The 21484-nt window shown below is 69.8% G+C and carries 21 protein-coding genes; 7 read left to right on the forward strand and 14 right to left on the reverse strand.

Features of this window, described 5'->3' with window-relative positions; genetic code table 11:
- Positions 1-18 precede the first annotated feature (18 nt).
- Together KXR53_RS04195 and KXR53_RS04200 are read left to right on the forward strand one after the other, a co-directional pair.
- Complete coding sequence (locus KXR53_RS04195) at positions 19-603, forward strand: NADPH-dependent FMN reductase (protein ID WP_437373701.1); 585 nt, start codon at positions 19-21, stop codon at positions 601-603.
- On the forward strand, positions 600-1796 hold the full coding sequence (locus tag KXR53_RS04200; RefSeq protein ID WP_437373703.1) for an MFS transporter: 1197 nt from the start codon (positions 600-602) through the stop codon (positions 1794-1796). The genes KXR53_RS04195 and KXR53_RS04200 overlap by 4 nt, the downstream gene beginning before the upstream one ends.
- Positions 1797-1800: 4 nt before the next feature.
- Here the strand turns inward: KXR53_RS04200 and KXR53_RS04205 are convergent, their stop codons facing one another.
- The gene (locus tag KXR53_RS04205; protein WP_437373705.1) at positions 1801-2706 is read right to left on the reverse strand and encodes a LysR family transcriptional regulator; all 906 of its coding nucleotides are present in this window, start codon (positions 2704-2706) and stop codon (positions 1801-1803) included.
- Positions 2707-2759: 53 nt separating this feature from the next.
- Here KXR53_RS04205 and KXR53_RS04210 point away from each other — a divergent pair, with 53 nt between their 5' ends.
- The gene (locus KXR53_RS04210) at positions 2760-3752 is read left to right on the forward strand and encodes a nitrilase family protein (protein ID WP_437373707.1); all 993 of its coding nucleotides are present in this window, start codon (positions 2760-2762) and stop codon (positions 3750-3752) included.
- Here the strand turns inward: KXR53_RS04210 and KXR53_RS04215 are convergent.
- The gene (locus tag KXR53_RS04215) at positions 3721-4665 is read right to left on the reverse strand and encodes a GlxA family transcriptional regulator (protein ID WP_437373709.1); all 945 of its coding nucleotides are present in this window, start codon (positions 4663-4665) and stop codon (positions 3721-3723) included. The two genes, KXR53_RS04210 and KXR53_RS04215, sit on opposite strands and share 32 nt — an antisense overlap.
- An 87-nt stretch (positions 4666-4752) precedes the next feature.
- On the opposite strand from KXR53_RS04215, the gene KXR53_RS04220 reads away from it, so the two are divergent.
- From KXR53_RS04220 to KXR53_RS04230, 3 genes are all read left to right on the forward strand, one after another.
- A complete protein-coding gene (locus tag KXR53_RS04220) occupies positions 4753-5904 on the forward strand; it encodes an acyl-CoA dehydrogenase family protein (RefSeq protein ID WP_437373711.1) in 1152 nt (383 codons plus the stop codon).
- Positions 5905-6079: 175 nt separating this feature from the next.
- On the forward strand, positions 6080-8152 hold the full coding sequence (locus KXR53_RS04225; RefSeq protein WP_437373713.1) for an acetate--CoA ligase family protein: 2073 nt from the start codon (positions 6080-6082) through the stop codon (positions 8150-8152).
- Positions 8142-8930: a carnitinyl-CoA dehydratase gene (locus tag KXR53_RS04230; protein ID WP_437373715.1), complete on the forward strand. Its 789-nt coding sequence runs from the start codon at positions 8142-8144 to the stop codon at positions 8928-8930. The genes KXR53_RS04225 and KXR53_RS04230 overlap by 11 nt, the downstream gene beginning before the upstream one ends.
- A gap of 149 nt (positions 8931-9079) precedes the next feature.
- On the opposite strand, the gene KXR53_RS04235 is transcribed toward KXR53_RS04230, so the two are convergent.
- The 8 genes from KXR53_RS04235 to KXR53_RS04270 all read right to left on the reverse strand — a co-directional run bounded on the left by KXR53_RS04235 (position 9080) and on the right by KXR53_RS04270 (position 17295).
- Positions 9080-9754, reverse strand: coding sequence for a glutathione S-transferase family protein (locus KXR53_RS04235; protein WP_437373717.1), 675 nt, complete (start codon positions 9752-9754; stop codon positions 9080-9082).
- 119 nt (positions 9755-9873) lie between these two features.
- Positions 9874-10167: a 50S ribosomal protein L28 gene (gene rpmB, locus KXR53_RS04240; protein ID WP_437373719.1), complete on the reverse strand. Its 294-nt coding sequence runs from the start codon at positions 10165-10167 to the stop codon at positions 9874-9876.
- Positions 10168-10310: 143 nt separating this feature from the next.
- Complete coding sequence (locus KXR53_RS04245; protein WP_437373720.1) at positions 10311-11111, reverse strand: hypothetical protein; 801 nt, start codon at positions 11109-11111, stop codon at positions 10311-10313.
- Between the two features lie 345 nt (positions 11112-11456).
- Positions 11457-12977: an alpha-N-arabinofuranosidase gene (locus tag KXR53_RS04250; RefSeq protein WP_437373722.1), complete on the reverse strand. Its 1521-nt coding sequence runs from the start codon at positions 12975-12977 to the stop codon at positions 11457-11459.
- A gap of 70 nt (positions 12978-13047) precedes the next feature.
- Complete coding sequence (locus tag KXR53_RS04255; protein WP_437373723.1) at positions 13048-14367, reverse strand: extracellular solute-binding protein; 1320 nt, start codon at positions 14365-14367, stop codon at positions 13048-13050.
- 50 nt (positions 14368-14417) lie between these two features.
- Positions 14418-15269: a carbohydrate ABC transporter permease gene (locus KXR53_RS04260; RefSeq protein ID WP_437373725.1), complete on the reverse strand. Its 852-nt coding sequence runs from the start codon at positions 15267-15269 to the stop codon at positions 14418-14420.
- 5 nt (positions 15270-15274) lie between these two features.
- Positions 15275-16204, reverse strand: a complete 930-nt coding sequence (locus KXR53_RS04265; protein WP_437373727.1) for a carbohydrate ABC transporter permease — start codon at positions 16202-16204, stop codon at positions 15275-15277.
- A gap of 11 nt (positions 16205-16215) precedes the next feature.
- Positions 16216-17295, reverse strand: coding sequence for an ABC transporter ATP-binding protein (locus KXR53_RS04270; protein WP_437373728.1), 1080 nt, complete (start codon positions 17293-17295; stop codon positions 16216-16218).
- A 119-nt stretch (positions 17296-17414) separates the two neighbouring features.
- On the opposite strand from KXR53_RS04270, the gene KXR53_RS04275 reads away from it, so the two are divergent.
- Complete coding sequence (locus KXR53_RS04275; protein WP_437373729.1) at positions 17415-18149, forward strand: FadR/GntR family transcriptional regulator; 735 nt, start codon at positions 17415-17417, stop codon at positions 18147-18149.
- Between the two features lie 197 nt (positions 18150-18346).
- Here the strand turns inward: KXR53_RS04275 and KXR53_RS04280 are convergent, their stop codons facing one another.
- The 4 genes from KXR53_RS04280 to KXR53_RS04295 all read right to left on the reverse strand — a co-directional run bounded on the left by KXR53_RS04280 (position 18347) and on the right by KXR53_RS04295 (position 21478).
- Positions 18347-18712, reverse strand: a complete 366-nt coding sequence (locus KXR53_RS04280; protein ID WP_437373731.1) for a VOC family protein — start codon at positions 18710-18712, stop codon at positions 18347-18349.
- A 23-nt stretch (positions 18713-18735) separates the two neighbouring features.
- Complete coding sequence (locus KXR53_RS04285) at positions 18736-19275, reverse strand: SRPBCC family protein (protein ID WP_437373733.1); 540 nt, start codon at positions 19273-19275, stop codon at positions 18736-18738.
- Entirely contained in the window at positions 19272-19595 is a 324-nt protein-coding gene (locus KXR53_RS04290) for an ArsR/SmtB family transcription factor (RefSeq protein WP_437373735.1), read from the reverse strand. The genes KXR53_RS04285 and KXR53_RS04290 overlap by 4 nt, the downstream gene beginning before the upstream one ends.
- A 140-nt stretch (positions 19596-19735) precedes the next feature.
- A complete protein-coding gene (locus KXR53_RS04295) occupies positions 19736-21478 on the reverse strand; it encodes an ABC transporter ATP-binding protein/permease (protein WP_437373737.1) in 1743 nt (580 codons plus the stop codon).
- Between the last annotated feature and the right edge of the window lie 6 nt (positions 21479-21484).

Below are 21484 nucleotides of genomic sequence, written 5' to 3' on the forward strand. Positions count from 1 at the left end.
ACTCGGAAGGGGCTTGCCATGTCGAACCCGGTCCACATCCTCGGCCTGTCGGGCAGCCTGCGGCGGGCGTCGCTGAACACGGCACTGCTGCGCGCTGCGGGCGAATTGCTGCCGGCGGATGCGACGCTGGAGATCCGCCCGCTGAACGACCTGCCGTTCTTCGACGAGGATCTCGAGGCGCAGGGCTTCCCGCCTTCGGTGCAGGACCTGCATGCGAGGATCGCGGCGGCCGACGCGCTGCTGCTGGCCGTGCCGGAATACAACTACTCGATCGCGCCGGCGCTGAAGAACGCCATCGACTGGGCGTCCCGCCCCTACGGCGCCTCGGTGCTGGCGGGCAAGCCGGCGGCGATCTTCGGCGCCTCGATCGGGATGGGGACGGTGCGGGCGCAGCTGCATCTGCGCGACGTGGCGATCACCACCAACATGCATGTGCTGAACCAGCCGGAGATCTTCGTCGGCAACGCCGCCGCCAAATTCGACGACCAGCTGCGGCTGGTCGACGAGCCGACGCGGGCGATCGTGGCCCGGATGCTGCAACGCCTGGTCAACTGGATCCGCGCGATCCAGAGCTGCCGGCCGTTCCTGGAGTCCGCGGCGTGACCGCACAGCTCGCACGGGCCGAGGCGGCGCCGACCAGCTGGCCCGCGGTCGCGGTGGTCGTCGCCTCCGGCGTGGTCGCGGCCCTGCAGGTCGGCAAGGGCGCAATCGCCCTGCCGGCACTGCGCGACGAATTCGGCCTGGGGCTCGAGGCGGCCGGCTGGATCATGTCGGTCTTCGCCCTGCTCGGCGTGGTCGGCGGCATCCCGGCCGGCGCGGCGGTGGCCCGGTTCGGCGACCGCCGGCTGCTGGCGCTCGGCCTCGCCGCCCTGGCCCTGGGTAGCCTGATCGGCTCGGCCGCGGGTAATTTCCCTCTGCTGCTCGGGACCCGCGTCGTCGAAGGGCTGGGCTTCCTCCTGGTCGTCGTCGCGGCGCCGGCGTTGCTGCAGCGCATCGTTGCGGGGCAGGACCGCGACCTCGCCTTCGGGATCTGGAGCGCCTTCATGCCGGCCGGCATGGCGATCGCGCTGCTGCTCGGCGCCTCGCTCGAGGGATGGCGCCCGTTCTGGCTCGCCAATGCGGTGCTGGCCGGCGCCTTCGTCCTGCTGCTGCTCCTTGCCGTTCGGGCACGGGCCGCGGCGGAGGATGGCCTGTCCTGGCGGCGGATCGGCCGCGACGCGGTGCTGACCGCCGGGTCGCGCGGGCCGCTGCTGCTGGCCTGTGCCTTCGTGCTGTACAGCCTGCTGTATTTCGCGCTCGCCAGCTTCCTGCCGGTGCTGCTGATGGACCGGATGGGCGTGACGGTCGCCGCGGCCGGCGCGCTTAGCGCCGTCGCGGTCGGCGCCAACATCCTGGGCAACCTTGCCGCCGGCGTGCTGCTCGGCCGCGGCGTGGCGCGCTGGGCGCTGATCGCCGCGGCCGCCATCGTCATGACCCTGACCGGCATCGCCGTCTTCGCCCTCGCCCTGCCGCCGACCATGGTGTTCCTGCTCTGCGTCCTGTTCTCCGGCGTCGGCGGGCTGCTGCCGGCGACGGTGCTGGGCAGCGCCGCGCTGGTGGCGCCGAAGCCGGGTCTGGCGCCGATGACCCTCGGCCTGACCATGCAAGGCAGCAATCTCGGCCAGGTGATCGGCCCGGTGGCGGTCGGCGGCGTGGTCGATGCCGCCGGATGGCCGGCGGCGGCGATCCCGGTCGCCGTGGCGGGCGTGCTGGCGCTGGCCGTCGCCGCGCTGCTGCGGGCAGTGTTCCGCGGCTGAATCCCTATCCGAACAGCGCCCGGTTCTCCCGGAACAGCCCGGCCAGCGCATCGGCCACCACCCGCACCCGCGGCACGTCGGTGAGGTCGGGGCGGATCAGCAGCCAGATCTCGCGCGGCGGCGGCAGGGCGGGGAGGTCGACCGGCACCAGCCCGGGATCGAGGTCGCCCAGGAAGCGCGGCAGCAGCGCCACGCCCCAGCCGGCGCGGGCGGCCGCGGCTTGCGCCATCTGGCTGTCGCAGCGGAAGGCGATGCGCCGGTCGGGATGGCGCCGGGCCAGCCAGGTCGCCTCCGACCCGCCCTCCTCGTCGCCGATCAAAGGCGGCGTGCCACCGGCGGCGAGTTCGGCTGCCACCGCCGGCGCCGCATAGCCGTGATAGGCGATCGTCGCCACCCGCTTTCCGATCAGCGCGCTGTCCGCCGGCCGGCCGAGGCGCAGGGCGATGTCGGCCTCGCGCCGGGCCAGGCTGGTGATGCGCGTCTCCAGCACCAGCTCCAACTCGATGCCGGGATGGCGTTGCCGCAGCCCGTCCAGCCGGTCGATCAGGAAGCCCAGCGCCAGCGACCGGGCGGTGGTCAGCCGCACCGGGCCGGCCGGGCCGTCGCTATCGGCATGATCCAGCCGGCGCAGCAGGGCCAGCGCCCCGGCCTCCATCGCCTCGGCCTCGGCCAGAACGGCGGCGCCCGCTGCGTTCGGCCGGTAGCCGTCGGGCCGGCGGTCGAACAGCGGCCGGCCGAGCGTCCGTTCCAGGCTGTCCAGCCGGCGCGACACCGTGGCGTGGTTGACGCCCAGCGCCCGGGCGGTGGCGGACAGGCTGCCGTGCCGGGCCAGGGCGACGGCGTAGCGAACATCGTCCCAGTCCAATGCTGTACGGCTTCGATCAGGCATGGTGCGGAGATGATAGTCCATGCACAGGCGATGCCGCAGCTAGAGTCGCGCCATCGATCCTCCGCGAGGCCGTCATGACCCTGCTGCGCGCCGCCACCGTCCAGTTCCGCCACCAGGCCGATGACAAGCCCTACAACCTCTCGCGCATCCGCCACTTCGCCGCGGCCGCGGCGGCAGAGGGGGTGAAGGTCCTGGCCTTCCCGGAGATGTGCATCACCGGCTACTGGCATGTCCGCAACCTGGACCGCGGCGCCATCGCCGATTTGGCCGAGCCGGTACCGGACGGACCGTCGGTGCAGGCGGTGCGCGATCTCGCGATGCAGCACGGCATGGCGATCGGCGCCGGGCTGATCGAGGCGGGCGGCGACGGCCGCTTTTATAATGCCTATGCCGTCTGCCTGCCCGACGGCGCTGTGCACTGCCACCGCAAGCTGCATGCCTTCGAAAGCGACCACATCGCCAGCGGCAACCGCTTCACCGTCTTCGACGCGCCCTGGGGCGTGCGGCTGGGCGTGCTGATCTGCTGGGACAACAATCTGGTGGAGAATGTCCGGGCCACGGCGCTCCTGGGCGCCGAGATCCTGCTGGCGCCGCACCAGACCGGCGGCTGCGCCTCGCGCAGCCCGCACGCCATGGGGCTGATCGACCCGGCGTTGTGGCACCGGCGGCACGAGGACCCGGCGGCGATCGAGGCGGAGTTCGCCGGGCCCAAGGGCCGCGGCTGGCTGATGCGCTGGCTGCCGGCGCGGGCCCATGACAACGGCCTGTTCCTCTTATTCAGCAACGGCGTCGGGGAGGATGACGGCGAGGTGCGCACCGGCAACGCCATGGTGCTGGACCCCTATGGCCGCATCCTGGCGGAGACCGGCGTGGCCGACGATGCCATGGTCGTGGCCGATCTCGACCTCGACCTGCTGCCGCTCTCGACCGGCCGGCGCTGGATCCGCGGAAGGCGGCCGGAGCTGTATGGCCTGCTGACCGAGCGCCGCGGCGACGAGCTCGACCCCCGCCAAGCCCGCTTCTCGCCGGAGCCGGCTAAGCGCCCCGGCGGAACCCGGCCGGACTGACCCCGTAGCGGCCGCGGAAGGCGCGGGCGAGGGCGGAGCCGGAGGCGAAGCCGCAATCGGCGGCGATATCGTTGACCGGACGGTCGGTGTTTTCCAGCAGGCGCCGGGCCAGGGTCAGGCGCAGCTCGGCGTAATACGCCTTGGGGCCGGTGCCGAGCGTCGCCCGGAAGCGCTGCAGCAGGGCGCGCGGGCCGATGCCGAGCTCGGCCGCGATCGCCTCGACCGGCAGTGGCGCCTCGATATTCGCTTCCATCAGCCGGATCGCGCGCACCAGCAGCGGGTCCTGCCAGGCCAGGCGGCCGGCGGCGACCATGTGCTGCGGGTCATGGCCCGGATGCGCGCTTTCGTAGAGGAAGGTGCTGGAGACGGCGAGGGCCAGGCTCAGCCCATGGTCGCGGCGCAGCAGGTCCAGCACCAGGTCCAGGGTCGGCAGCGCCCCGCCGGCGGTGATGCGGCGGCGGTCGACGACGAAGCGGTCGGGCACGGCGGTCACCGCCGGGAAGCGCTCGGCGAAATCGCGCAGATCCTCCCAATGCGTGGTGGCGCGGTGGCCGTCCAGCACCCCGGCCAGGGCCAGCACATAGGGCGCCGACTCCAGCCCGGCGATGACGGCGCCGCGCCGGGCGGCCGCCCGCAGGAAGCGCCGCACCGCGGGCGTGGCCCGCGCCTCGGCCTCGTAGCTGGCGACGACGAACAGCGTATCGGCGCCGCCGGCCGCCATGGCCGCGTCGGCGTCGAGCCGCAGCCCGCTGCTGCTGGTAACCGGTCCGCCGTCCGCGCTCAGCACCGACCAGTCGAACAGCCGCCGCCCCGCCATGCGGTTGGCGGCGCGCAGCGGCTCGACCAGCGCGGCCAGGGTCAGGTTGGAGAAGGCGTCCAGCACCAGGATATCGATCCGCCGCGGCTCGGCCATGTTCCGATCCCGTATCGATCAGCTCCGAAACGGTATCGCCCGCTCGGCCGGCGCCGCAATAGCCTTCCGGAAACCAGGGAGGCGGCGATGGATTTCGGGCTCAGCCACGAGCAGCAGCTGGTCGTCGACACGGTGCGCGGCTTCGTCGAGCGCGAACTGCAGCCGCTGGAGCGCGAGGTGGAGCGCACCGGCCACGTGCCGCGAGAGCTCGGCCGCGAGATCCAGCGCAAGGTGCGCGACCTCGGCTTCTATGCCCCCAACATCCCGGAGGAGTATGGCGGCGGCGGCCTCGACCATCTGACCTTCACGCTCCTGGAGCGCGAGCTCGGCCGCGCCTCGATGGCGTTGACGCTGTTCTGGGGGCGGCCGTCCAACATTCTCTGCGCCGGCACGCCGGAGCAGCGCGAGCGGTACCTCTTGCCCTGTGTCCGCGGCGAGGCGATCGACGCTCTGGCGATGACCGAGCCCGAAGCGGGATCCGACCTGCGGGGCATGAGCTGCAGCGCCCGGCGCGACGGCGGCGACTGGGTGATCAACGGCACCAAGCATTTCATCAGCCATGCCGATATGGCCGATTTCGTCATCCTGTTCGCGGCGACGGGCGAGGACGAGGCCGGGCGCAAGCGCATCTCCTGCTTCCTGGTCGACCGCGGCACGAAGGGCTTCGAGATCCGACCCGGCTACAACTCGGTCTCCCACCGCGGCTACCATAACGCGACGCTGACCTTCGACGACTGCCGGGTGCCGGCCGCGCAGATGCTGGGCGAGGAGGGGCGGGGCTTCGACCTGGCCAACACCTGGCTGCACGCCACCCGCCTGACGGTGGCGGCGATGTGCGTCGGCCGGGCCCGCCGCGCCTTCGACCTGGCCCTCGCCTACGCCGCCCAGCGGAAGCAGTTCGGCCAGCCGATCGGCCGCTTCCAGGGCACCGGCTTCAAGCTGGCCGACATGATCACCGAGATCGACGCGGCCGACTGGTTGACCCTGGCCGCTGCCTGGCAGCTCAATCAGGGGCAGGACGCCAACCGCGCGATCAGCCAGGCCAAGCTCTATGCGTCGGAGATGCTGGGCCGGGTGACGGATGCGGCGCTGCAGATCCATGGCGGCATGGGGCTGATGGACGACCTGCCGATCGAGCGCTTCTGGCGCGACGCGCGGGTGGAGCGGATCTGGGACGGCACCAGCGAGATCCAGCGCCACATCATCGCCCGGGATCTTCTACGGCCGCTGGGGGCGTGATGGCGGTGAGCGGTTCTTCCCGGCGATATCGCGCCGCCCCCTCACCCTCCCATCGCCCTACGGGCGACGGGCCCCTCCCTCTCCCCGAGGAGAGGGAAATCGGATCGCGTCTCCTTTCCCCTCTCCCCAGGGGAGAGGGAGGGGCCCAAGCCGTAGGCTTGGGAGGGTGAGGGGGATGGCGCAATCTCGACGCTTCGACCTCTCCCGCCTTCTCCGCCCGCGCTCCATTGCCGTGATCGGGCGGCGCATGGCGGAGGTGATCCGGCAGAGCCGGCGCATGGGCTTCGCCGGCGAGATCTGGCCGGTGCATCCGCAGCACGACATGGTCGAGGGCCTGCCCGCCTTCCGCAGCGTCGCCGAGCTGCCGGCCGCGCCGGACGCCGTGTTCCTCGGCATCAACCGGCACGCCGCGATCGAGGTCACGGCCGCCCTGGCCGAGCGCAGGGCCGGCGGGGCCGTCTGCTACGCCTCCGGCTTCGCCGAGACCGGGCCGGAAGGCGCCGATCTCCAGGCCCGGCTGGTCGCGGCGGCAGGGACGATGCCGGTGCTCGGCCCCAACTGCTACGGCGTGATCAACTATCTCGACGGCGCCCTCCTGTGGCCCGACCAGCACGGCGGACAGCGGGTGGAGCGCGGCGTGGCGCTGGTTACCCAGTCCAGCAACATTGCCGTCAACCTGACCATGCAGCGGCGCGGCCTGCCGGTCGCCTATGTCGCGACGCTGGGCAACCAGGCAGTGGCCGGCCTGGCCGAGATGGTCGAGGCGCTGCTGGACGATCCGCGGGTCAGCGCCATCGGCCTGCACATCGAGGGTTTGGCCGACCCGGCCGGCCTGGCCCGGGCGGCGGCGCGGGCGCGACGCCGGGGCGTGCCGATCCTGGCGCTGAAGACCGGCCGGTCGGCGGAAGGGGCGCGGCTGACCCTCAGCCACACCGCCTCGCTGGCCGGGGGCGATGCGGTGACGGATGCGTTCCTGCGTCGCATCGGTGTGGTCCGCGTCGGCTCGCTGCCGGTGCTGCTGGAGGCGCTGAAGCTGCTGCATGTCGCCGGGCCGCTGCCCGGCCGCGACATCGCCTCGATGAGCTGCTCGGGCGGCGAGGCGGCGCTGATCGCCGACGCCGCGCTCGGCACCGGGCTGCGCTTCCGGCCGCTCGATCCGGCGCAGGCGGCGCAGGTGGCGGCGACCGTGCCGGAGCTCGTCACCATCTCCAACCCTTTCGATTATCACACCTTCATCTGGGCGAATGGTCCGGCCATGACCGAGACCTTCGCGGCGATGATGGCGGCCGGCTTCGACCTGACCCTGCTGGTGCTCGACCTGCCGCGCGGCGACCGCTGCAGCGATGCCGAGTGGATGCCGGCGCTGGAGGCGCTGGTCGCGGCGTCGCAGCGCACCGGGCGCAGGTCGGCGGTGGTCGCCTCCCTGCCCGAGGGGCTGCCGGAAGACCGGGCCGAGGCGCTGATCGCGGTCGGCGTCGCGCCGCTGCTCGGCATCGACGACGCGCTGGCGGCGGTCGCCGCGGCGGCGGAGGCGGGCGACATCCTGCGCGAAGCTGATGTCCCGCTGCCGGCCGAGCCGGTGCCGATGGCGTCGGGGCCGGTCCGCACGCTGCCGGAATGGGAAGGCAAGCGCCGTCTGGCCTCGTATGGCGTGCCGGTGCCGGAGGGGCAGCTGGCCCGGACGCCGGCCGAGGCTGTCGCGGCGGCCGAAGCGATCGGCTTCCCGGTCGTGCTCAAGGCCACCGGCGCCGATCTGGCGCACAAGACCGAACGCGGCGCCGTGCGGCTGAACCTGGCCGACGCCGCCGCGGTACGGCAGACGGCCGAGGCGCTGGCCGGACTGGGCGAGGCGCTGCTGGTCGAGCGCATGGTCGGCGACGCGGTGGCGGAGCTGATCGTCGGCATCGGCCGCGACCCGCAGCTCGGGCTGCATCTCGTGCTCGGCTCCGGCGGCACTCTGGTCGAGCTGGTCGGCGACCGGCGGATCCTGCCGCTGCCGGCCGGCCGGGCGGAGATCGCGGCGGCGATCCGGTCGCTCAAGGTTGCCCGGCTGCTGGACGGCCATCGCGGTCGGCCGCCGGGTGATGTCGAGGCGGCAGTTGCGGCGGTGCTGGCGGTTCAGGATTTCGCCATGGAGTATGCCGGCCGGCTGGCCGAGCTCGACGTCAACCCGCTGATGGTGACGCCCCGCGGCGCCGTGGCCGCCGATGTCCTGCTGCGACTGGTGGAGGAAGCCGATGACCGATGATCCCCTGCGCGTCACCCGCGACGGCGCCGTGCTGGAGGTGGTGCTGGACCGGCCGAAGGCGAATGCGATCGACGCCGCCACCAGCCGCCGCATGGGCGAGGTCTTTGCCGGCTTCCGCGATGATCCAGGGCTGCGCGTCGCCGTCGTCACCGGCGGCGGCGACCGCTTCTTCTCCGCCGGCTGGGACCTAAAGGCGGTGGCGGCGGGCGGCATCCGGCCGGACGAGGATTACGGCATCGGCGGCTTCGGCGGGCTGCAGGAGCTGCCGGGCCTGAACAAGCCGGTGATCGCGGCGGTCAACGGTATGGCGGTCGGCGGCGGCTTCGAGCTGGCGCTGTCCGCCGACCTGATCCTGGCCGCCGATCACGCCCGCTTCGCGCTGCCCGAGATCAATGCCGGCACCCTGGCCGATGCCGCGACGATCAAGCTGCCGCGCCGCATCCCCTATCACGTGGCGATGGACCTGCTCTACACCGGCCGATGGATGGAGGCGGCGGAGGCGGCGCGCTGGGGCCTGGTCAACCAGGTGGTGCCGGCGGCGGAGCTGATGGACCGCGCCCGCGCCTTGGCCCGGCAGTTGGCCGAGGGCCCACCTTTGGTCTTCGCCGCGATCAAGGAGGTGGCGCGGGAGAGCGAGGCGATGCCGGTGCAGGCGGCGCTGGCCCGGGTGATGCGCCGCGGCTTCCCGACCGTGGCGGCGCTCTACGACAGCGAGGACCAGCTGGAAGGCGCCCGCGCCTTCGCCGAGAAGCGCCGCCCGGTGTGGAAGGGGCGGTAGGGCCCTCCCCCTCACCCTCCCATTCGCTGCCGCGAATGGACCCCTCCCTCTCCCCGAGGAGAGGGAATGGGAAGCCGCCGTCCACTTCACCTCTCCTTGGGGAGAGGTCGAAATCGCGTCAGCGATTTCGGGTGAGGGGGTGAGCCGGCCTATCCACCGAAGAGAGCCGGCGACAGCTCGCGGTCGGCGGCGGCGACCTCGGCCAGGACCTTGGCGAAGGCCGGGCGGGCTGACAGGCGGTCGTACCACGCCGCCAGGGCCGGGAACCCGTCCAGGCGTGGGCCGTGCAGCCGTTGGGCGAACAACACTGTCATGAACAGGCCGATGTCGGCGACGGTCAGCGCGTCGAAGTGGAAGTCGCGGCCGGCCAGTCGCGCGTCCAGCCGGCGCCAATGGCTGCGCAGCGCCTCCTCGGCCCGGCGCGCGCCGGCCTCCTGCGCCTCGCGCCGGGCCGGGTCGGGCGGCTCGCTGCGATGCATCAGCGGCCGGACGTCCGGCATCACGATCTCGTCCGCCTCCAGCTCGACCAGGCGGCAGCGGGCGCGGTCGGCGGCGCCGCGCGGATACAGCGGCGGCGTCGGGTAGGCGTCCTCGAGATACTCGAGGATCACGGTCGAATCGAACAGGGTGAGGTCGCCGTCGACCAGCACCGGCACCTGGCCCTTGGGGTTGGCGGCCAGCACCGCCGGGTGCTTCGGGCGGTAGCCCTCGGTCTGGGTGAAGGGCACCATCACCCGTTCATGGGCCAGGCCCTTCTCGGCCAGGGCGGTCTCGACCTTGCGCGAGAACAGGCTCAGCGGCCCGGAATAGAGCGTCAATGTCATCGCGCCGCCTCCCGATTCGATCGGAGAACGCTACGCGAACATCTGCATGGCCGGCAACCGGACAAACGAAACGCCCGCGGCGGGGCCGCGGGCGCAGTCGTGAACCGTGCTGAAACCGATCAGGCGGCCTGGGCGGCCTGGGCCTTGAGGATGCGGTGCTTCAGGCCGCGCAGCTCGGCGTCCAGGGCCGAATCCGGCACACTGACGAGATAGCCGTCGAGGCCGCCGCGATGCTCGATGGTGCGGATGCCGTTGGTGGTCAAGCGCAGGCGCACCGAGACGCCGAGCACCTCCGAGACCAGCGAAGTGGTCTGCAGGTTCGGCAGGAACCGCCGGCGGGTCCTGTTCTTGGCGTGGCTGACGTTGTTTCCACTCATCACGCCCTTGCCGGTCACCTGGCAGCGTCGCGCCATGGCACGTATCCTCGAAAGCACGGTCAAAAAGAATTGCCCGGCATCGCTGCCGGGTCGAGGGCGTTCGTATAAGGGGCCGGACGCCCGGCGTCAAGCCGTTCGTCATCTCTTCCGTCTGTCAGCTTCTCGGCAGCTGGCGTCCGTTACGCGACGCCCAGCCACAGCGCGGTGCGCCGGGCGGTCGCCTTCATCCGGCGCCGCAGATTCATGATCGGGCGCCGATACTTCTGGCGGCGCAACGAGGCTGCCGGTAGGCGGCGGGCAAGCCCTTCCTCGGCAGTGTAGATGCAGGGGTTGCACACGCCGCACGGTTCACCAGTCGGGGTCGGCGTGTGACAGAACCAGGTGTGCTCCATGATGTCCAGGAAGCCTTTCCGACGCGCTTCCTCCTGCATCTCGACCTTGGTCATCTCGAGGACCGGATAGCGGAATTTTGAGAAGATCAACGTCGCGTCGTCGTCTCCGGGAGGGACCGCATAGAAGGAGTCACCGTCCACCTCGTCACGGCGCGCCAGAGGAGCGATGAAGCGGTGCGCTCTATCCTGCTGATGAACGCAGAGTTCCATGTCGAGGATCCCCCGCGCCACCATATAGCGGGGAAGCCAGTCATACTGCTCGCCCAGTCCGTTGACCTCACTCAACCGCTGGTAGGCCTGGGTAATGTCGGGATCGGCCGGAATCGCTTTCATCTCCGTCAGGATCGGGCGCGCAATGCGCACGCCTGGGTACCGCGCGGCGATCTCCTGAGTGAGCAGGCAGATCGTCAGGACCTCCATGGCGTGGGAAGAGCGACCGCGATCTATGATGTAATGGGGCTGCACGGCAAGGCCCCTGGTTGCGCAGGCGTCGAGCACGCGATAGGTCGAATCCCAGCCCGACGTCCAAAGGACGTTGATGATTCTCACGGCGTCCTCCCCATCATCCGTTGTTTTGGTCAGCACCACGGGATCGCATCCGGCCCGGTGTATGCTTACGCTCACGATTGGCCGCGCTATGCGGCAGGAGTTGATGGCTGGTGTGCAATGCTTACCATCCGTCCCTTGGGGTCACGTTTCAAGAGTTCGGATGGATGAAGGGTGCAGCCGAGGCGGTGTGCGGGGCGTCCGCCGAGCCCGACCTGGGCGACATCGGGATTAACCACAGCTTTGAAACCGACAACAACCGCTCTCCCCTTGCTGGAAGGGGAGAGCGGGATCAAGCCCGATCCAGATTTGATAATGAGTTCCTAGTTTGGCACTTATTTGCCGGAGAGATTATGCAGCTTCACGTCTCTCCATAGCTCCGCCCGGCTACACCCTGGGTCCACTCCGGGTCACGATCACGTTCCAGGAGGCCGGCTTCAGCTTCGCCCGCAGCCGCTCGCCGTCGACCGTGACGTCGGGGTTGGCCTTCGGCGCCACGGTGTTCGGCGCCTCCTTGGTGTTGACCGCCTTCAGATTGGCGTGATGGATCTCGGTCGCCTCCACCAGCCGCCGGTCGGCGCCGAGGCCGCGCAGGGTGACGTCGAGGTCCATCGGGTCGGACAGGCTGCGGTTGAGGGCGAAGACGGCGGTCGTCCCGTCGGCCGGGTTATCGACCACGGTGGCGTAGAGATAGGGGATCTCCGGCCAGGACACGGCGTCGTAGCCGGGCGATTCCACCTTGGTCTGCAGCACCCGGCCGTGGCCGTGGCGGGAGGCGAGGGCGAAGGGATGGAAGATGGTCTGGCGCCAGGCCGCGCCGCCGGTCTCGGTCATGATCGGGCCGATGACGTTGACCAGCTGGGCGATGCAGGCGGCCTTCACCCGGTCGGCGTTGTTCATCAGGGCGATCAGCGCGCCGCCGACGATCAGCGCATCCTCGGCGTTGTAGATCTCCTCGATCAGCGGCGGCGCCTCGGGCCAGCCCGGCTTGCGCATATGCTCGATCTTGTGGGTCTTGTACCAGACGTTCCACTCGTCGAAGGACAGCATGATCTTCTTGCGCGACCGGCGCTTGGCCCCGACCGCGTCGCAGATCGCCGCCACCTCCTTGATGAAGGCATCCATCAGCTCGATCACGCCGAAATACTCCGGCGCGGAATCGGCGTTGTTGTTGAAGTAGGTGTGCAGCGAGATGAAGTCGACCTGGTCGTAGCAGTGGTCCAGCACCTCGTATTCCCAGGCGCCGTAGGTCGCCATGTTGCGGTGGGACGAGCCGCAGGCGGCGAGCTGGATGGTCGGATCGACCCAGCGCATCACCTTGGCCGTCTCCAGTGCGATCCGGCCGTATTCCTCGGCAGTCTTGGCGCCGATCTGCCAGGGCCCGTCCATCTCGTTGCCCAGGCACCAGAACTTGACGTCGTGCGGCGCCGCGTGGCCGTGCGACCGGCGCAGGTCGGACAGCGCCGACCCGCCCGCATGGTTGCAGTATTCGAGGAAGCGGCGCGCCTCATCCGGCCCGCGGGTGCCGAGATTGACGCCGAGCATCGGCTCGACCCCAGCGGCGCGGGCCCAGTCGATGAACTCGTTGGTGCCGAAGCGGTTGGTCTCGGTCGAGAACCAGGCCAGGTCGCGGCGCACCGGCCGCTGCTCCACCGGCCCGACCCCGTCCTCCCAGTTGTAGCCGGAGAGGAAGTTGCCGCCGGGGTAGCGGATGATGGTCGGGCCCAGTTCGCGGGTCAGCTCCAGCACGTCGCCGCGGAAGCCGCGGGCGTCGGCGGTCGGGTGGCCGGGCTCGAAGATGCCGCCATAGACGCAGCGGCCCATATGCTCGACGAAGGCGCCGAAGACGCGGCGGTCGAGGTCGGAGAGGACGAAGTCGCGATCGACGGTGAGCCGTGCGGAGATCATGGGTCGGTGGTCTCGGTCGGGTGGTGGGAGGAAGGCCGACCGCGCCCGGACGGCGCGGCCGGAAGGGGCACTACCTGGCGTTGGCCAGCAGCTCGTTGACGCGGCTCTCGGCGTCGGCCAGGGCCTCGTCGACGGTCTTCTGGTTCTGCGCCGCGGCGTTGAATTCCTCGGTCAGGATCTCCTGCAGCCCGAACTGGCGCTTCACCGCCTGCGGCAGGGCGGTGCCGTCCTTGGTCAGGCTGACGATCTCCTTGCGGTGCGGCAGGTCGAGGAAGGCCTGGGAGGTCGCCACCGATGTGCGCACCGGCAGGTGGCCGGTGCGGGCCCATTCGAAGTCGTTGTCCCACAGGAACTTCAGCAGCTTGACCGCGGCCTTGCGCTTGGCGTCGTCGAGGCCCGCCTTGGGCACGACCCAGCTGTGGCCGTCGGCCCAGACCTTGGAATTGGCATAGAGCTGCGGGAAGGGGACGACATAGTAGCCGTTGCTCAGCGCCCCGCCGGGCTTGGCGGCCTCCTCGTTGTAGCTGTCGATCAGCCAGGTGCCCATGATGTAGACGCCGCCGTCGCCCTGGGCGAAGCCGGCCGTCGCCGCGGCATAGTCCTGGTCCTTGGTGGTGTCGCCGTTCTGGTAGATCGCCTTGAACAGCTCGACCGCGTTGCGGGCCTCCGGCGTCTGCAGCTTGATCTGGGTCGGATCGGCGAAGAAGTCGGAGTTCTGCTGGTACAAGAGGGTGTAGAGGGTGCGGGCGTAGTTCGCCTGCTCGTTCACCGTCGCCTGGACGAAATAGGGTTTGCCGGTCTTCTCGCGGAACTGCTTGGCCTGGGCCAGCAGCTCGTCCGGCGATTTCGGCAGGATCGGCTTGCCGTCGTCGCCGACCAGGCCGGCCTGCTTGAACAGGTTCAGGTTGATGTGCCAGAGCCAGGTGTGGGTGTCGAAGGGCAGGGCGTAGATCTTGCCGTCCTTGGTCACGCCGGTGCGGGCCGCCTCGGTGAAGTCGGCAAGGTCGATGCCGGCCGCTTTGAAGTCCTCGTCCAGCGGCTCCAGCAGGTCGCGCGAGGCGTAGTCGCTGATCACCGCCTCATGCATCACCGAGATGGTTGGCGGGTCGTCGGAGCGCAGCCGGGCCGTGAGCTGGTCGTAGCCGGGCCACTCGACGATATCGACCTTGACGTGGACGTCCGGGGTCTCGGCGTTGAACTTGTTGATCAGCGCCGTGATGATGCCGCACTCGCCATGCGCCTTCGAGACGTCGGTGACATTGGCGTAGTCGGCCTCGCAGGCGCCGAAGAAGCGCGACAGCGAGATCTCGGTCTTGTCCTGCGCCGTGGCGGGGCCTGCGGCGGCGGCCAGGATCAGCCCGGTCAGGGCCAGGGCAATGCTGCTTCTCATGGCTCTCCTCCCTCCGTGTGGTCCCGCCGTTTCCGCCGAAGCCCGCCGCCTCAGCGGACGGCGGCCCCGGCGACGGCGGCGACGATGTATTTCTGGAAGAACAGGTAGACGATCAGCACGGGCAGCCCGGCGAAGACCGACTGCGCCATCAGGTATCCAAGCCCTTCGGACTGGGCGAAATTGGTCTGGGTCGAGGCCAGGCCGACAGTCAGGGTGAACATCTCCGGCTTGGTGGCGGAGATCAGCGGCCAGAGATAGTCGTTCCAGGAGCTGAGGAAGGTAAAGATCCCCAGCGTCGCCTGGGCCGGCACGGTCAGCGGCAGCAGAACGCGCCAGAAGGTCTTGAAGCGCGAGGCGTTGTCCAGGAGGGCGGCCTCGTCGAGCTCGCGCGGGATCGCCTTGAAGTACTGCGTCATCAGGAAGACGCCGAATGGCGCCGACAGATGCGGCAGGATCAGGCCGAGATAGGAGTTGTGGATCTTCAGCTCGTTGAACATCTGGAAGCGGGCGATGATCACCGCCTGCTCCGGCACGGCGAGGCCGATCAGCACCAGCGCGAAGACGAGGCCGCGGCCGGGGAACTGGGCACGGGCGAAGCCGTAGCCGGCCAGCGAGGCCAGCACCAGCACGCCCAGCGTCTGGCCCAGCGCCACGACCACGCTGTTCAGCACCCAGCGGAACACGCCGGAATTGGCGAGGATGTCGGTGTAGTTCTTCAGCGTGTAGGGCGCCCGGAACAGCGTGCCGGTGTCGGTCATCAGCTCGCTGTTCGGCTTGAAGGACAGGCCGGTGATCCAGGCCACCGGGACCACCCAGACGACGGCGAGAAGGATGACGGCGGCGAGGATCAGCCTGTCCCCGAAGCTGCGGCCGACCATGCCCTGAGCTTGCGTCGCTGCCATGACTGTCAACCCTCGGACCGACGGCGGGTCAGGAGGTACTGCGCCATGGCGGCGATCAGCATCAGCCCGAACAGCACCTCGGACGCCGCGGCGGCGTAGCCCAGGTCCCAATTGCGGAAGCCCTGTTCGTAGATGAACTGCACGATCGGGCGCGTGGCGTTGTTCGGCCCGCCGCGGGTCAAGAGGTAGGACTGCCCGAACAGCTGGAACTGGTAGACGATCTCGACCACCGCCACGAGCACCACGGTCCGCCGGATCGAGGGCAGGGTGATGTGCCGGAACGACCGCCAGCGGCCGGCGCTGTCCAGCGCCGCGGCCTCGTACAGCTCGCGCGGGATCTGCTGCAGCGCTGCCAGGAACAGCATCATCGGCAGGCCGATGCCCCACCACACCGTGGCGACGGCGATGCCGGGCAGGGCGAGGTCCGGGTCGCTCAGGATCGGGATCGGCGCCTGCCCGAACGCGGCCAGGACATTGGTCAAGAGGCCGCGGTCGGTCAGGTACATCATCTTCCAGATGATGGTGACGATGGTGACCGACAGCACCGAGGTGGCGAAGAAGGTGGCGCGCAGGACGGCGGCGGTCCGGCCCGGCCGGTTCAGCGCCAAAGCGAGGGCCAGGCCGATGGCGACGAAGGCCGGCACCGTCATCAGCACGAACAGCGCCGTGTTCCAGACGGCGCCGAGGAAGACCTTGTCGGCGAACAGGCGCTTGTAGTTGACGAGCCCGGCATAGGCGCCGGTGCCGTCGAACATGTCGAACTTCTGCAGGCTGATCCAGATGCCGTCGAACAGCGGCCAGACCAGCAGCAGCAGATAGACGACCAGAAAGGGCAGGACGAAGCCGGCATTGCGCCAGTCCGGCCCGATCCGGGCCCCGCTCACACGCTGCGCCCGTTCGATGCTGCGGCCGGCGGCGGTGGCAGCGTCGGTCACCATCCCCTCCCTCAGGCGGCGTGGCGGCCGACGCCGTCGGCGTCGAACAGATGGACGGCGGCGGGGTCGATGCGCAGCGCCACCCGGTCCTCGACCGCGACGCCGCTCAGGCCCGCATCCTCCGCGATCAGGGTCGATCCGTCCTGCAGCCGGACATGCAGATGGGTGCGGTCGCCCAGCCGTTCGACCACCTCGACCGTGCCGCGGAGGGCGCCCTCTCCGTCGATCCGCACCGCCTCGGCCCTGAGGCCCAGCGTGATCGGTCGGTTCGCCGGCAGGCCGTGGGCCGGCACCGGCGTGCGCAGCTCGGTCCCGTCCGGCAGGCGCAGCACGGCGCCGCCTTCCGCGCCCACGACGGTGGCGTCGAGGAAGGTCATCGCCGGCACGCCGACGAAGCGGGCGACGAATTTGGTGGCCGGCCGGGTGTAGATCTCCATCGGGGTGCCGACCTGCTCGATCCGGCCCTCGTTCATCACCACGATCCGGTCGGCCAGCGTCATTGCCTCGACCTGGTCGTGGGTGACGAAGATCATGGTGGCGCTGAGGCGCCGGTGCAGCCGCGCCAGCTCGACCCGGGTGCGGACGCGCAGCGCCGCGTCCAGGTTGGACAGCGGCTCGTCGAACAGGAAGGCGCGCGGCTCCTTGACGATGGCGCGGCCGATGGCGACGCGCTGACGCTGGCCGCCGGACAGCTGGCCCGGCTTCCTCTGCAGCAGTTCACCGATCTCCAGCGTCCGGGCGGCGTCCTGGACCCGCCGTTCGATCTCCGGCTGCTTCAGGCCGATGTTGCGCAGCCCGAACGCCATGTTCTCGAAGATCGTCATGTGGGGGTACAGGGCGTAGTGCTGGAACACCATCGCCACCCGGCGGGCGCCCGGCGGCAGGGTGTCGACCCGGGTGCCGGCGATGCGGATCTCGCCGCCGTCCACCGTTTCCAGCCCCGCGATCATGCGCAGCAGGGTGGACTTGCCGCAGCCGGACGGCCCGAGGAAGACCATGAACTCGCCCGAAGAGACCGACAGCGACAGGCCGTCGAACACCGTGACCGGCCCGAAGCGCTTGCTGACATCCCGGATCTCGATGTCGGCCACCCCATTTCCTCCCCAATGGTATTATCATATGATTCGATCATCAGGGTGATCGACGGGTTTTGTCAACCGGGGCTTCCCCGGCCTGTTCGATAAAAGAGGGCATGGGCGGAGACGGTCGGATGCTGGAACGAGAGATGGTCCTGGTCGGGACGATGAGCTCCCAGGTCGCGAACAGCCTGGGGATGCGGATCGTCTCCGGCGAGTTCCGGCCGAACGATTCCCTGCCGATCGAGAGCGAGCTGTGCCAGACCTACGGCGTCAGCCGGACCACCCTGCGCGAGGCGATCAAGAGCCTGGCGGGCAAGCGGCTGATCGAGGTGTCGCCGAAGACCGGCACAAGGGTGCTGCCCTTCGGGGAATGGAACCTCCTGGACCGCGACGTGCTGGCCTGGCGGCTGCAGGCGCAGTTCGACGCCAAGATCGTCGAGGACATCTTCGAGATGCGGATGTGCTTCGAGCCGCGGGCGTCATACCTCGCGACGCGCGACGGCACGGCCGAGGACCACGCGGCGATCGAGCACCATTTCCAGCAGCTGGCGCGTGCCTATGAGGAGAAGCAGCCTGTGAAGGTGGCGTCCGAGGCGGCTTTGGAGTTCCACCTCGCCATCATCACCGCCTCGCACAACGGCCTGTTCGTGACCATCGGGGCCGCGGTGAAGTCGGCGCTCAGGGTGTCGTCGGAGATGCTGCAGCGCCACGCTGCCCGGCCGAGCGAGGACGTGGCGCTGCACGACGCGGTGCGCACCGCGATCATCGGCCGGCAGCCGGAGGCGGCGGCGGCGGCGATGGTGCGGCTGCTGGAGGCGTCGCACGCCCGGCTGCTGCCGCTGACGACGGAGCCGAAGGGGGCGTGAGGGAGGGGCGCTCAGGCGGATGGGCCGGCGCCGCCCCCTCACCCGAAATCGCGTGCCGCGATTTCGACCTCTCCCCGAGGAGAGGTGATGGAACGGCGCTTTTCCTTTCCCTCTCCTTGGGGAGAGGGAGGGGCCCGGCGCGAAGCGACGGGAGGTGAGGGGGCTCGCGCCGGCGGATCCGGCGGCAAGCTGGCCTTTCAATACTGGCTGCGCTCTCCCGAGACGATGTGGATGATCCCGGCCGGATCCGAGATCCAGAAGCCTTCGAAGCCGTCGGGCAGGCGTTCGATCTCGTCGCGTCGGGCCACGCCGGAGGCGGCGAAATGCTCGGCCGCCTTCGGCACGTCGTCGGTCACGATCTCCAGCCACAGCTCGGCCTGGCTGAGGGCGTCGACGCGGTCGATCCACAGCTGGTTGGCGCCGAATTGGAAGCCGACCGCAGGCGGGTGATTGTCCAGCGGCTTCAGGCCGATCACGTCGCGATAGAAGCGGACGGTGGCGTCGTACTGGTGCGGTGGCACCTTCAGCGCGATGTTGCGGCCGCCGGTGAAGGACGGGGTCATGGCGGTTCCTCCGATCGGGATTGTCAGCTCGCCGCGGCGATGCGCTTCTCGTATTCGCCCGCCAGCCGCGTATGGGTGATGAAGAAAGGCTGCGGCACCCGGCCGTGCAGCCGGTCGACCAGAATGTCGAGATGGGTGTGCCAGCCGCCGGCGACGCTCACCATCTTCTCCGGCGTGATCCGGCGGTGGGTCAGCACCAGCAGAACGTCCTCACCCTGCGGCGTCAGCTCGAAAGTCACCTCCGACTCGCCGCCGGACGGTTCGGGCCAGCTGTGGCTCAACAGCCGCGGCGGTTCCCAGCGTGTGACCCGGGCGGTGAAGCTGGCGCCCTTCTCCAGGGACTTGTACTTGGCCGGGATCTCGTCCGGCAGCGGCGACAGCTCGGAATGGAGAAAATGCAGCTCCACCTGGCCGCCGTCGCGGGGCTCGACGGCGCCGCGGGCGAGCCAGGTGCGGCGCTTGTCGGACTCCGTCAGATAGGCCCAGACCCGCTCGATCGGGCCGGGCAGCAGCCGCTCGAACCGGACTGCGCCGGGGACGGTGATGGTGCCGTAATCGTTCATGGTGTCTCTCCCCTGTCGGTGGGGGCGGCGCGCAGCTGCCGCTCCAGCTCGTCCAGCCGGCCGCCCCAGAAGCGGCGGATCCGGCGCAGCCATTCGTCCAGCGCATCGAAGGCCTTGGGTTCGAGCGCGTAGATGCGCCGCTGCGCCTCGGCCCGGACGGTGATCAGCCCGGCCTCGCGCAGCACCTTGAGGTGCTGGGAGACCGCCGGCCCGCTCATCGCGAACTCGGCGGCGATCTCGCCGGCGCTGCGCTCCCCCGCCGCCAGCATCTCCACGATCCGAAGCCGGGTGGGGTCGGCGAGGGCGGCGAAGGCGTGCATGGCTCTCTTATGAAGGCATCACTTAAATAAGTCAATCCTTAAATATGCGCGTCATCGCGAGCGCAGCGAGGCGATCCAGCGGCTCCGGCCCCCGGATCGCCGCGGCGCTTCGCGCCTCGCGATGACGGCGGGAGTGGCCCTCAGGCCGCCGCGGCCGTGGGCACCTCGACCAGGCGTGCGGGCGCCGTGCCCTCCTTCTCGATCCGCCAGCGGCGGTCGTGGAAGGCGGCGACCTTGGGGTCGTGCGAGATGGTCAGCCAGGTGGTGCCGGGCAGCCGGTCGCGCAGCAGCGCGAACATCCGCTGCTCGGTCGCTTCGTCCAGTGCGCTGGTTGCCTCGTCCAGGAACAGCCAGTCCGGCTTCATCAGGATCGCCCGGGCGATGGCGAGGCGCTGCTGCTCGCCCGGCGACAGGCGCCGGGCCCAGGACTCCTCCTGCGCCAGCGCCGGCACCAGATGGCCGAGGTCGACCGCGCGAAGCGCCTCGGCCGCGGTGTCGGCGGGCACCTCCTCGGGCTTGGCCGGGTAGGCGACGGCGGCGTGCAGCGTGCCCAGCGGCAGGTAGGGCCGTTGCGGCAGGAACAGCACTTGGGCGTCCTTCGGGATGCGGATCTTCGCCCGGCCGAAGGGCCAGATCCCGGCCAGGGCCCGGAACAGCGTGCTCTTGCCGGCGCCGGACGGGCCGGTCAGCAGCAGCCGGTCGCCCGGGCGGACGGACAGGGCATGCCCCTCGACCAGCGGCTGACCATCGGGCAGGGCGAGCTGGACTGTGTCGACGGTAAGGTCGTCCTGTGCATGGTGCGCGACGTCGATTTCGGTGGACTGCGCCTGGGCCCGGGCTGCTTCGATACTGCGGCGGAAGCCGGTGAGGCGGTCGACCGTGGCCTTCCAGTCGGCTAGCGTGGTGTAGGCGTCGACAAACCAGGACAGCCCGTCCTGAACCTGACCGAAGGCTTGTATCGTCTGCAGCAGGCCGCCCAGCGTGATAGATTTGGCGAAGTACTGCGGGGCCGACAGGATGATCGGGAACACGACCGCGATTTGGCTGTAGCCCACGGTCATAAAAGTCAGCTTCTTCTGCCGGATCATGATGGCGTACCAGTTATCCATCACTCCGCGGAACAGCGCCAGCAGGCCCTGCTTCTCCGCGACCTCGCCGTTGTAGAGCGCAACCGACTCCGTGCTCTCGCGGAAGCGGACGAGGCCGAAGCGGAAGTCCGCCTCGCGCTGCTGCTGCTGGAAATTCAGCCGGATCAGCGGGCGGCCGATCAGATGGGTCAGCCAGGTGCCGGCCACCGCATAGACGACCGCGCCCCAAAGCATGAAATGGGGAATGACGATCTCGGTGCCGAACACCGGGATCGACAGTGGTCCGGCGAGGGTCCAGAGAATGGCGATGAAGGAGACGAGGTTGACGAGATTGCCGATGAACCCCAGGGTGAGGCTCAGCGTCGAGCTGATGAACAGCCGGATATCCTCAGCGATGCGCTGGTCCGGGTTGTCGGTGGTGCTTCCGAACTGCTGGCGATAGTAGGCCCGATCCGACATCCAGGCCTCGAGCAGGTGATCGGTCAGCCAGCGGCGCCAGCGGATCTGCAGCCACTGGTTCAGGTATAGACGATAGACCCCGACCAGGATGAACGCGGCAGCAAGGCCGCAGAAGACCAGCAGCTCGCGCACGAACCCGCCATAATCGTAGTTCTGCAGGGCCGTGTAGAAGCGGTTGTACCAGAAGCTGTACTGCACGTTCAGGAAGACGGCGCCGAGGGTCAGTGCGAGCACGGCGGCCAGAAGTCCGATCGCCGGCCATTTCTCGCGCGACCGCCAGAACGGCATCAGGAGGGCGAAGAAGTCTTTCCAGAACTGGCGCGTGCTCGGTTTCATGGCGGG

The organism is Inquilinus limosus (assembly GCF_051487185.1).
GTDB lineage: Bacteria > Pseudomonadota > Alphaproteobacteria > DSM-16000 > Inquilinaceae > Inquilinus > Inquilinus limosus_F.